The following is a 10399-nucleotide window of genomic DNA, read 5'->3' as shown; positions in this document are numbered from 1 at the left end:
AACAATCACGCGGCGGGGAAGGAGGAAGAACCCACCCCCACCCCGCCCAACAACCCCAAGAGCCAAAAACCCCAGGCGCACCACCGGAGAATCCCCGACCCAAGGCGCCCCACCCACCCCCGGGCAGCACAAAACCGGCGAAACCAGCGGCTCCCCCATGATCGATGGAATCACGTCCAGCCGACCTCACGCCGGCCTGGACTTCCGGGCTTGTGGATAACTCAACAAGGATCGGGGCGGGTGGCGAGCCAGGCCACCGACATGATCTGGGCCGGGCGCGACCAGGTGTCGCTCGCCGGGCTCCTGAAGGGGCCTGGAGCACGTGTAGGGGCATGACCCAACCCGAAACCCCGGCCTCAGGCCGGACCCGCGCAAGGGCTCTGTGGGGAGGCCACCTTCTTCACCGTCGTGGCCATCGAGGCCCACGACTACGGTCACGACCACGAGCATGGACGCAACAATGGTCGCGACAACGGCAACGACCGAGGTCGCTACCGGCTACCACCGGTATCGCCGAGGGAGGCGCAGGGGTAGGGGGACCGACCCGCGGTGGGCACGGGCCGTACTCGACGGGCCAGGCCGGGCCCGTCGTGGGGGTTCAGGCCCTAGTCTTCGTCGACCTCCGGGGCCTCGATGAGCTGCCGCAGCAGCGCAACGAAATCGTCTTCGCTCATCGCCGACCAGTCCACGTGCTCGTTCATGTCAGCGATCTCCCCAGAACCCACGGCCGGTAAGCCTCGCAGGACCGTATTGCTTCGAGAAGTCTGGGTTAACAACCGGTTGCCGCAGGTGGCGGCCGGTGGCCGAAAGCGGACATCGGCCTTTTCGAGGTCAGATGCGCTGCTGGAGGGCGGCTCGGCATTCGGGGCAACGGCAGCGCTTGTTGTAGCCGGTGACGGTGCCGTGCGGCAGGGAGGGGTCCCGCTGTTCGGTGAGGGTGGCGTCCAACTGGTCGCCGAAAGCGGTGAGGATGCGGGCGGTCGAGAACACCTGCTTGGGGCCGATGCCGAGTTCCGTGGCCGCGTCGTCGATGTGCTTACCCATACGGAGTTTCGCGATGAGACGGGACCGGGTACTCGGTGGCATCTCGGCCTCCGCGTTCGCGATCAGCTGCTCTGCGTCGTCAAGCGGGTAGCTCATGGGTTTCCTCTACATGTGCGGGTACGCCCGCCGAGGCGGGCACCTCCTGCATCGTACGCGCCTCCTGGCGCGCCCCGGTTGGGCTCGCCGCGTGGTAGGAGGGTCACGACGAGTACACGACCTGCTGTGGGTCATGTGACCACCCAACATCGAACTTTGCTCACTCATCGTAACAAATGCCTGGAATCGGTGATGGAGAAGCGGGGCCAGTTGTCCCTATTGCATCGAATCGGCAGCGGTTTTCTAGAAACGCATTGCTAGATGCTAGGCACCGTGTTTCGCTGGAGGGACACTTTCGACACTCTGCGTCATTGGATCAGTGTTATGACCAGTCCCACGGTCCGTCGACGGCGATTGTCCGCCGAACTCCGCCGTCACCGTGTGCGGGCAGGGATGACCCTCAACGACGTGGCCGAGGAGTTGGAGTGGTCGCCGGCCAAACTCGGCCACATCGAGACCGGGATCCGCAAGTGGCCCTCCGTCATGGAGATCTCCGCCCTGCTGAAGCTCTACGGGGTCACCGGCGGCCGACGAGAGGCCATCTTGACCCTGGTGCGGGAATCCCGGCTTCGCCCCTGGTGGACGGAGTACGAGGACGTTCTCTCCTCCGCCTACGTGGGTAACGAGGCCGGTGCGGTCACCGTCCGGACCTACGCCGGGATCCTCATCCCCGACCTGCTCCAGGTCCCCGACTACACAGCCACCGTGGCGCGGTCCCTCGGCCATGGTGACCATGGGGCCGAACGCATGGTCGCCGCGCACCTCAAGCGCCAGGAGATCCTCGAATCCGGTTCTTTGGGCCGTTACCACGCAGTGGTGGAGGAGGACGCGCTCCAGCGTGTCTCCGCGGACCTCTCGCTGCTGCGGGTGCAGGCGGGCCGCCTGGTCGAACTCGCCACCGGCTCCGAGCACGTCACCGTGCAACTCCTCCCCACCTCGGCCGGGCCCCACCCCGGACTGGCCGGCCCGTTCTCGATCATGGGCTTCGAGGAGGACGAGGCGGACCTCGCCTACGTCGAAGCGACCCAGGGCGGAGCGATCGTCGAGTCGGAGGAGGCCGTTCGTTCCTGCCGCGGAGTCTGGGACCGGCTCACCGGCATCGCCGCAGACCCTCGGGCCACCGTGGGGATTCTGCGCCGGATGGCACTGCTCACCTGAGGGCTTGGAACCGGAACAACTCGAGAAACCCGGTGTGAATCGGTCCACCATGGCAGGGACCGCCCGCAATAGCTTGCTAGTCTGCTAGGTGACAACCTCATAAAGTTGCCCTCGGTGCCCTCGCTCAACGGCGAGAGCCCGTGTGTACGACCGGTTTTCCAACTGAGAAAGGGTCCGGACAGTGAAGAAGATCATCGTTCTGGCGCTGGTGGCCCTCGGGGCTTTCGCCGTCTACCGCAAGATCCAGGCGGACCGCGCCGAGCTCGACCTGTGGACGGAAGCCACCGCGGCCAGCGAGAGCTGATCGCGGACCCTTCCGGCCACCGACAGGGGGCCGGTGGGTTTCCCGGCGCGGGTTCGACGGTGCACATCACGTGTGTCGCCCGGCGTCCGCTAGTGACACGAAGACGTGGGTGGGCCGACAACCCCGTGGTGCGACCCACGGCTTTGTGCTGTGTCCGGCCCCCTGTCACGTGAGCACGGACCACCCACCCGCCGATACGGGTATGCTCTGCAATGGTGAACGGGCCAGGCCCGGAACCGAAACGGGGCCATAGCTCAGCTGGCAGAGCGCCGGTTTTGCATACCGGAGGTCAGGGGTTCGACTCCCCTTGGCTCCACTTTTCTCCGAAACGACCCTGCTCGCGTCCTTGACGCGCCGGCAGGGTCGTTTCGTCCTTTCCGGGCGCACCGGCGCGGGTAGGGGGTCAGTCCGAGCCGACGGCAGCCACAGCCACCCTCCATCCCCGACATCAGGCGTCCCCTCACGGCCCGGCCATGCGTCCAGGCCACTGTCGCCGGCCCACACCCTACGGAAGGTGATGAGGCATGCGACTTTCCTTCGCGCGATCGGAGGATCCCGGTGACGGACGGGTGGGGGCCACACCCGAGACCGTCGCGACACTGGTCGATCGAGGCCGGGGCGGGCGCCGCCGCCGGACACGACGACGAGGACTACCGACAGGCCGGGGCGACGGTCGTGGACGCGGAGAAGCTCCTCGCCACGTCGGAGGCCCTGGTGACGGTGGCCCCGCCCTCCCCCGCACGGATCGCAGCCCTCCCCGAGGGCTCGGCCCTGATCGGGTTCCTACGTCCCGTCCACGACACCGAACTCGCCCGAGCCCTGGCCGAACGCAGGATCACAGCGCTGGCCATGGAACTCGTACCGCGGATCGGTAAGGCGCAGGCCATGGACGCGCTCTCGTCCCAGGCGGGGATCGCCGGCTACAAGGCCGTCCTCATCGCGGCCAACACCATCGACAAACTCTTCCCGCTGTCCATGACGGCCGCGGGCACAGTGAAGCCCGCCCGCGTGGTGGTCGTCGACCTGGCGGCCGAGGACGGTGGGAACTGTGAGCTGACGGCCTCGGGCGAACCGCCGGACCGGGGCGGGACGAAGGTCGTCCCCGCGCCCCGGTTGGCCGCGGCCATGCCCCGCGAGGCCAGCGCCCTCTACGCCCGCAACGTCGTCAACCTGTTGGCCCGGATCGTCACCGAAGAGGGGAGCCTGGACGTTGACGCCGACCCCGAGCTCGTGGGGTTCCTGCTCGCCCGGGGCGGCGAGGTGCTCCACGAGCCCACCGCGGCGGCGCTGAGGTCCGCCCGGGACACCTCGGAGGCCACATCATGACCGGAACGTTGATCCTCTCGATCTATGTCTTCGTCTTCGCGGCCTTCCTCGGCTACGAGCTGCTGACCAAGGTCCCGCCGATGCTGCACACACCGTTGATGTCGGGTGCCAACGCGATGTCCGGGGTGGTCGTGATCGGGGCCCTGGTCCTGGCCGGGACCACTTCCGGTCCGGTCGCGATGGTCTTCGCCACCTTGGGCGTCGCCTTCGCCACCGCCAACGTGGTGGGCGGCTTCATGGTCACCGACCGCATGCTGGGCAGTTTCACCCCGGGCCGGAAGGAGCGTCCATGAGCGCCGAGGAGATCACCCAACTGGCCTACCTCGTCCCGGTGGCGCTCTTCGTCCTGGGGATCAAGCGACTGGCGCGGGTGCGCACCGCGCGCACGGGCAACCTCCTCCTGGCCGTCGGCGACCTCCATGCCGCAGGTCGTGGCCCGGTTCAACGGATTCAGCGGAGCCGCGGCGGCCCTGGTGGGGCTGGCGCTGTTCTGGGAGGAGGTGGTCTCCCCCGACACGGGTGAGGGCGCCATCGGCCTCATGGGGGTCATGACGGCGCTCGCCCTGGCCGTCTCGTGGTGATCGGCGCGGCCACGCTGTCCGGATCGGTCCTCGCCGAGGCGAAGCTGTGGGGGCGGCTGAACCGGCTGACCCGGATTCCCGGACGTGGTCCCCTGGTCGTGGGAGCGTTGGTCCTGGCCTTGGCCACGATGGCGTTGTCGCTGTCCCCGGTCGACGTCCGGTACGCGGTCGCGGCGATTTCGCTGCTGCTCCTGTTCGGTCTAGCGGTCGGGTTCTTCGCGGTGGCCGCGAGCGGGTTCGCGATCGGCAACACGATGCTCATCATGGGCGGCATCATCGTCGGTGCCGCCGGTCTGATGCTCACTCAGATCATGTGCGTGGCGATGAACCGGACGCTTTTGAGCGTCTTCGTCGGTGGCCTGGGGGAGGTCGTTTCGGGGGAGGGGGACTCCTACGAGAACGTCGTGGGATCGGATCCGGAGGAGGCGGCGATGGTGCTGGAGGCGGCCCGGAACGTGGTCATCGTTCCGGGGTACGGGTTGGCGGCGGCCCGCGCGCAACAATCCGCCGCCGACCTGGCCGACGCGTTGGCCGAACAAGGGGTCCAGGTCCGGTTCGCCATCCATCCGGTGGCCGGGCGTATGCCCGGGCACATGAACGTGGTGCTGGCCGAGGCCGACGTCCCCTACGACAGGTTGGTGGAGATGGAGCGGATCAACAGCGACTTCCCCAACGTCGACCTGGTGATCGTCGTGGGGGCCAACGACGTGGTCAACCCGGCGGCCAACCGGGCGAGCGGGTCACCGATCGCCGGGATGCCCATCCTGGAGGTGGAGAACGCCCGGAGGGTGATGGTGGTGAAGCGGAGTCTGTCCCCCGGGTACGCGGGCATCAAGAACGAGCTGTTCGAGCGGGACCACTGCACGATGCTGTTCGGTGACGCCAAGCAGGTGCTGGAGGACCTGGTCCGGGAGTTCCGAGCCGGGGTCTCGACTTCCTGAGCTCCGGGAAGAATTCACAGGAAAAACCTTTTTTCGGGACCTTCTTCCGGCTGGAAAGAGGGTCCCGAGTGTCGCGCCGGCCCATTTGTCTGGGTTACTCAATAGTAGTTCACGGGTGCCCCGTGTAGGCGGAGAAAGGGCGGCAGGGGGGTCGCGCAGTGTGGTCGTCGGAGGGTGTCCTCTAGTCCGTTCGGGTGGGTTCGTGTCCTGCCCGACCGGTTCGGTCAGGCCTGTCAGTGTGGGACGAGTCGCTCACGGGATGACGTGAAGTCGCAGGTCATTAAGGTTGTGGAAGAATGGTTCGAAGGAGACCTTTCCTTCCTTTCGCTAGAGAACGCTCCTATCACATGTAGTGACTCTCCGTGTGTGTATGATGACACTTCCTGTGGAGGCAATGGTCCTAGTGGGCCATATGAGAAATAGGCCTCTTGGGGTCTGTTGGTGAACTGGGACGATCCGTAGTTTCGACACCAACGACAACGAGGAACACAGCGCGCCGAAACGAACGACCCCCGAAGGCGAGCCGAACGGCCCCCCGTCCGGCCTCTTGCAAAGTCCTCGGACCGGTCCGCTGAACCCCTCGTCCGCCGACAGCCGGTCGGCGGGTTTCGATCACCACACATGCTGATCTTGGGAGTGGAGCAACATGTGGAATGAGAAGATGGCGGCCCGTGCCAAGTGCCGCGAGATCGACCCCGACGCACTGTTCGTTCAGGGTGCCGCGCAGAACCGCGCCAAGCTGATCTGCCGTGGTTGCCCGGTTCGCACCCAGTGCCTCGCCGAGGCGCTGGACAGTCGGATCGAGTTCGGTGTCTGGGGCGGCATGACCGAGCGCGAACGGCGCGCTCTACTGCGTCGCCGTAAGTACGTCACCAGCTGGTACGACCTCCTCACCAGTGCCGAGAAGCGTTATGAGGAGGAGAGGACCCAGCAAGAGCCGGTGCACAGCGAGCCGGCCGTCGCCGCCGGGCACTGACCCGAGGGCGTTGGGGAGGGGAGCCCCGACGCGACCGTGACGAGGATGCTCGCGCGAGGCTGTGAGGGAGGCCGGGCGCGGAGCGAGGGGAACAACCCGATTCATCGACATGCCGACCCGGCTGGACGGGCCGCTGGTCGGAGGGCCGCCACCTCCTTTCGGAGGACAGGCGGATCAGGGGAGGATCAGGGACGACCCCCATATCCGCACCCGCCTCCATGCAGCATCATGGAGGAGGGCGCGATCATCCTCGTACGGTCGAGCCCCACACAGTCTTTGGGAGTGGGGATGTCAGAGCAGAGCCGGCGGGACCCGCGGCCATGGGTCCCGAACGAGCCCAGGCCACAGGTTCGTCTCACCCACCAGGACCGGGACGCCGTGGCGGAGGTTCTTCGCGAGGCCTACGCCAAGGGGCAGTTGGAGGAGGACGAGTTCGACGAACGGCTCGACCAGGCCATGAGGGCCAAGGTGGCCTCCGAGCTCGTCCCGCTCACCACGGACCTGGGTGTTCAGGGCTTCGAGGGGAACGCGCCTCCCGGACGGGCCCGCGAGGGTCGTTCCCGGGGTGGTGAACGTGGCCCGAACGACCTACGGAACCTTCGGACCGACAACCCGGTGGAGAAGGTCGGAGCGGGGCTGAGTCACGCCTCGGCGTTCTTCTTCCCTCTTCTGGGGCCGTTGCTGGTCCTGCTGATCAGTCCGAACAGTACGAGTTTCATGCGCAGGCACGCGCTGGAGGCGCTGAACTTCCAGCTCTGGTGGCTCGTAGCGATCCTCAGCAGCGCGGTGCTGTCGGTCCTGGTCCTACCGGTCGTGCTGCTGCTGGCCGTGGCCCTCGGCGGGTTGGTCCTGCCGGTCATGGCGGCGGCGACCAACATCATGGGCAACGGGTGGCGTTACCCGCTGACCTATCGCTTCATCAAGGACGACCAGGAGTGATGACACACCTCGGGCCCGGGGAGAAGATCCCCGGGCCCGAGGTACAGGCTCACTTGCCGGGCCGACCGTTGTCCTTGGCACGGCCCTCGCCGGTGGTGGCGCGCACCTTCTCCTTCGCCTTGGCGGAGGCCGACTTGGCGTTCTCGGCCGCGTCGTCCGCCACCTCGGTGGCCTTCTCCTCCAGGTTCTCGCGAGTCTCACGGACCTGTTCGCGGGCCTGGTCCAGGTGTTCCTGCCACTCGGCGTCCTGGGAGGCCTGGCGCAGGCGGATCAGTGAGTACACGACCACGCCGCCGACCAGGGCGGCGCCGCCGATCACGACACCGCGGGGGATCCGACGGCCACCGCTGCGGAACAACCGCAGCCCACGACGCGCGGGCTTCGGATCGATCCTCTGGGCGGCCGTGGTCAGCATGCCGGCCACTCGCGGGGCCACTGTGTCCTCGACACGCAGCGCGGCGGTCTCCAGCCGAGGTGCGGTCCAGCCACGGGCCTGGAGGAGCTTCAGGGCCGCCTGATCCCGGGCCTGGTCAGCGTAGGGGCCGAGCCGGTCGGCCTGGTCCTTGGCCAGGTCCTGCAGACGGGCGAGGGCAACCTCCGCCTCCTTGCGTGCCTTGCGACGCTTGGCAGTGATAGGCACGTCGTCAGCTCCTTCGATCGTTTCGCCGGTTCGTACGGTTCTTCCACCCGATGGTCGACGCGTCAGACCATGGATGGTGCTGCTCGTCGTCCTTCCCCGTTATCCGGGTGTTATCTCAACATACGTCCTCTGCGTCTGTGATCTACGTTTCGACACTGTGCGCGGCCGTTCGGGATCTGCCTGACCGCCGTAGAGGGAACGGTAACGTGAGCACGTAATCTCACTCGACCGAAAGGCACTGTGGTGTCGGACTCCACGGGTCAGCCCACCGCGCGGCTGAACACCTCCAAGGGAACCATTGTCGTCAAGCTGTTCGAGGAGCAGGCGCCGGAGACGGTCGCCAACTTCATCGGACTGGCCGACGGCTCCAAGCAGTGGATGGACCCCGCCACGGGCAAGCCGTCCAACAACAGTCTCTACGAGGGCACGATCTTCCACCGTGTCATCGACGGCTTCATGATCCAGGGTGGGGACCCGCTGGGCACCGGTCGCGGTGGCCCCGGCTACACCTTCAAGGACGAGATCCACCCGAGCCTCCGTTTCGACCGTCCGTTCCTGCTGGCCATGGCCAACGCCGGTCCGGGCACCAACGGCTCCCAGTTCTTCATCACCGTCACCGAGCCGAACTGGCTCGACGGCCGGCACACCATCTTCGGTGAGGTCGTCGAGGGCGCCGAGATCGTCAGCGCCATCAGCAAGGTCGACACCGACGCGCAGGACCGTCCCCGCGAGGACGTCGTGATCAACAGCGTCGAGATCACCCGTTAAAGACACGGTGAGAACCAAGGAGTGACCAGACGCCCATGACCGCTTCTCCCCCTCCCTCCGGCTCCACCCCGGGCGCCGGAGCGCCGCGCACCTGTTACCGGCACACCGACCGGGAGACCGGGGTGAGCTGCACCCGGTGCGGGAAACCGATCTGCCCCGACTGCATGGTCGAGGCGTCCGTCGGGTTCCAGTGCCCCTCGTGTGTGGCGGAGGGGAACCGCAAGGTGCGGTCCACCCGGACCACCTTCGGGGGCAAGGTCGTCGCCAAGCCGTATGTGACCTGGACGATCCTGGTCATGATGGTGGTGGGCTTCGTGCTCCAACTGGGGACCTCGGACCCGGTCGGTCAGGCGACGCTGTCACCGTTGACCGGGTTGTTCAGCATGTGGGGATACGGCGTCGTCGAGTACGGCGAGTGGTACCGACTCATCACCGCCGCGTTCCTGCACGCCGGTGTCCTCCACCTGCTGTTCAACGGGTACGCGATGTTCATCCTGGGCCCGCAGCTGGAGCGGTGGCTGGGTCACGGGCGATTCCTCGCCCTGTGGGTCCTGGGCGCCCTGGCGGGCTCGGTGCTCAGCCTGCTCGCCACACCCGGTGTGGGTTCCGTGGGCGCTTCCGGGGCGATCTTCGCGCTCTTCGGCGCGGTGTTCGTGATCGGCCGACGGCTGCGGCTGGACACGCGGATGATCATGGTCCTGCTCGCCCTCAACCTCGGAATCACCTTCCTGGTCCCGAACATCTCCTGGACGGCCCACATCGGTGGTCTGGTCGGGGGGCTGCTGATCGGGGCGGTCTTCGCCTACCTGCCGGGCCGTGACGCCACGGCGGGGCGGCGCACCCTGGTGCACGCCCTGCTTCTGGCGGCCTTCGTGATCCTGCTGTTGGTGCTGACCCTGGTGGCTCCGAGGCTGTGGATGACGTTCCTGGTCTGAGCACTCATGTGACGGCCCCCGGAGAGCGCGCTCTCCGGGGGCCGTCACGTATGCCCAGGTCGAACCGGGTTCGGGTACGTCGAACAGAGCTACCCACAGCCTGTGGATAACTCTGTGGAAAACCGGATCAAGGCGGGGCGAACACCCCGGCCGTTGTCAGGGGGTGGCGGGGGTCAGTGCCAGCGGGTCGACAGGATGACCGCGACGATGATGCCGCTGAACCCGATCAGCAGGTTCCAGTTGTGCCAGTCCTGCATGTACGGGATCTGGGAACCCGCGATGTAGTACACGCCGATCCAGAGGATGCCCACGATGAAGAAGCCCAGCATCGTCGGCACCAGCCAACGGGGACTGACCTTGGGCTGCTCCTTGGAAGGAGGCGGCGTGTAAACGGCCTTCTTCTTGCGATCGTTGCGGGACTTGGGCACGGTCGCTGCTCCAGGACTGTGGGGCGGTTCGGAATAGGCCCACAGTCTACGCCCCGGCCGGGGCGGGCGTCACCGTCGGGGAGGTCCCGAAAGCCCAACGGTCTCGTGACCACGAGAAGGGCCGCACCCCTTGGCGGATTCTAGGGATCGTCGCAACACGTGAGGTCAGTTGCTCGATTCGAGTAGCTTAGCCAGACGCTCGGCTGGGGTATCCCAGCCGAGCGTTTTGCGTGGGCGCCCGTTGAGCTGGACGGCCACCGCCT

The 10399-nt window shown here is 66.9% G+C and carries 13 protein-coding genes and 1 tRNA gene; 11 read left to right on the top strand and 3 right to left on the bottom strand.

Annotated elements, in window-relative coordinates:
* Positions 1-831 precede the first annotated feature (831 nt).
* Positions 832-1140, bottom strand: a complete 309-nt coding sequence (locus tag K8V84_RS22445; protein WP_087095960.1) for a hypothetical protein — start codon at positions 1138-1140, stop codon at positions 832-834.
* Between the two features lie 324 nt (positions 1141-1464).
* Here K8V84_RS22445 and K8V84_RS22440 point away from each other — a divergent pair, with 324 nt between their 5' ends.
* From K8V84_RS22440 to K8V84_RS22400, 9 genes are all read left to right on the top strand, one after another.
* Positions 1465-2298 carry a helix-turn-helix transcriptional regulator gene (locus K8V84_RS22440; protein WP_304078403.1) on the top strand — a complete coding sequence of 278 codons (834 nt, stop codon included), beginning with the start codon at positions 1465-1467 and terminating at the stop codon, positions 2296-2298.
* Positions 2299-2479: 181 nt separating this feature from the next.
* Positions 2480-2602 carry a DLW-39 family protein gene (locus tag K8V84_RS22435; protein WP_014912962.1) on the top strand — a complete coding sequence of 41 codons (123 nt, stop codon included), beginning with the start codon at positions 2480-2482 and terminating at the stop codon, positions 2600-2602.
* A gap of 243 nt (positions 2603-2845) precedes the next feature.
* A tRNA-Ala gene (locus K8V84_RS22430) sits at positions 2846-2918 on the top strand.
* 242 nt (positions 2919-3160) lie between these two features.
* A complete protein-coding gene (locus tag K8V84_RS22425; RefSeq protein ID WP_304078395.1) occupies positions 3161-3928 on the top strand; it encodes a hypothetical protein in 768 nt (255 codons plus the stop codon).
* Positions 3925-4221 (top strand): NAD(P) transhydrogenase subunit alpha, encoded by a 297-nt coding sequence (locus tag K8V84_RS22420; protein ID WP_304078392.1) that lies wholly within the window; start codon positions 3925-3927, stop codon positions 4219-4221. The genes K8V84_RS22425 and K8V84_RS22420 overlap by 4 nt, the downstream gene beginning before the upstream one ends.
* Before the next feature lie 126 nt (positions 4222-4347).
* On the top strand, positions 4348-4509 hold the full coding sequence (locus K8V84_RS22415; RefSeq protein ID WP_304078389.1) for a hypothetical protein: 162 nt from the start codon (positions 4348-4350) through the stop codon (positions 4507-4509).
* Positions 4506-5450 carry an NAD(P)(+) transhydrogenase (Re/Si-specific) subunit beta gene (locus K8V84_RS22410; protein ID WP_304078386.1) on the top strand — a complete coding sequence of 315 codons (945 nt, stop codon included), beginning with the start codon at positions 4506-4508 and terminating at the stop codon, positions 5448-5450. Before K8V84_RS22415 ends, K8V84_RS22410 begins: the two co-directional genes overlap by 4 nt.
* 646 nt (positions 5451-6096) lie before the next feature.
* Complete coding sequence (locus K8V84_RS22405; RefSeq protein ID WP_304078383.1) at positions 6097-6426, top strand: WhiB family transcriptional regulator; 330 nt, start codon at positions 6097-6099, stop codon at positions 6424-6426.
* Positions 6427-6714: 288 nt separating this feature from the next.
* A complete protein-coding gene (locus tag K8V84_RS22400) occupies positions 6715-7365 on the top strand; it encodes a DUF4870 domain-containing protein (RefSeq protein WP_304078380.1) in 651 nt (216 codons plus the stop codon).
* A 49-nt stretch (positions 7366-7414) separates the two neighbouring features.
* Here the strand turns inward: K8V84_RS22400 and K8V84_RS22395 are convergent, their stop codons facing one another.
* Positions 7415-8005: a hypothetical protein gene (locus K8V84_RS22395; RefSeq protein ID WP_304078379.1), complete on the bottom strand. Its 591-nt coding sequence runs from the start codon at positions 8003-8005 to the stop codon at positions 7415-7417.
* Positions 8006-8248: 243 nt separating this feature from the next.
* Between K8V84_RS22395 and K8V84_RS22390 the strand changes: the two genes are divergently transcribed.
* A complete protein-coding gene (locus K8V84_RS22390; RefSeq protein ID WP_304078376.1) occupies positions 8249-8773 on the top strand; it encodes a peptidylprolyl isomerase in 525 nt (174 codons plus the stop codon).
* Between the two features lie 35 nt (positions 8774-8808).
* Positions 8809-9708, top strand: a complete 900-nt coding sequence (locus K8V84_RS22385; RefSeq protein WP_304078371.1) for a rhomboid family intramembrane serine protease — start codon at positions 8809-8811, stop codon at positions 9706-9708.
* 173 nt (positions 9709-9881) lie between these two features.
* Here the strand turns inward: K8V84_RS22385 and K8V84_RS22380 are convergent, their stop codons facing one another.
* Complete coding sequence (locus tag K8V84_RS22380) at positions 9882-10136, bottom strand: cell division protein CrgA (protein ID WP_067603863.1); 255 nt, start codon at positions 10134-10136, stop codon at positions 9882-9884.
* Positions 10137-10399: the final 263 nt, after the last annotated feature.

The organism is Nocardiopsis listeri (assembly GCF_020741345.1).
Classification (GTDB): Bacteria; Actinomycetota; Actinomycetes; order Streptosporangiales; family Streptosporangiaceae; genus Nocardiopsis; species Nocardiopsis listeri_A.
Note: the sequence above shows the minus strand (reverse complement) of the source record. Positions and strands in the feature narration are given on the sequence as shown.

Bases quoted from the DNA above. Each gene is read 5' to 3' on its own strand.
- K8V84_RS22445 (WP_087095960.1), bottom strand. From the start codon at position 1,140: ATGAGCTACCCGCTTGACGACGCAGAGCAGCTGATCGCGAACGCGGAG.
- K8V84_RS22440 (WP_304078403.1), top strand. From the start codon at position 1,465: ATGACCAGTCCCACGGTCCGTCGACGGCGATTGTCCGCCGAACTCCGC.
- K8V84_RS22420 (WP_304078392.1), top strand. From the start codon at position 3,925: ATGACCGGAACGTTGATCCTCTCGATCTATGTCTTCGTCTTCGCGGCC.
- K8V84_RS22415 (WP_304078389.1), top strand. From the start codon at position 4,348: ATGCCGCAGGTCGTGGCCCGGTTCAACGGATTCAGCGGAGCCGCGGCG.
- K8V84_RS22405 (WP_304078383.1), top strand. From the start codon at position 6,097: ATGTGGAATGAGAAGATGGCGGCCCGTGCCAAGTGCCGCGAGATCGAC.
- K8V84_RS22400 (WP_304078380.1), top strand. From the start codon at position 6,715: ATGTCAGAGCAGAGCCGGCGGGACCCGCGGCCATGGGTCCCGAACGAG.
- K8V84_RS22385 (WP_304078371.1), top strand. From the start codon at position 8,809: ATGACCGCTTCTCCCCCTCCCTCCGGCTCCACCCCGGGCGCCGGAGCG.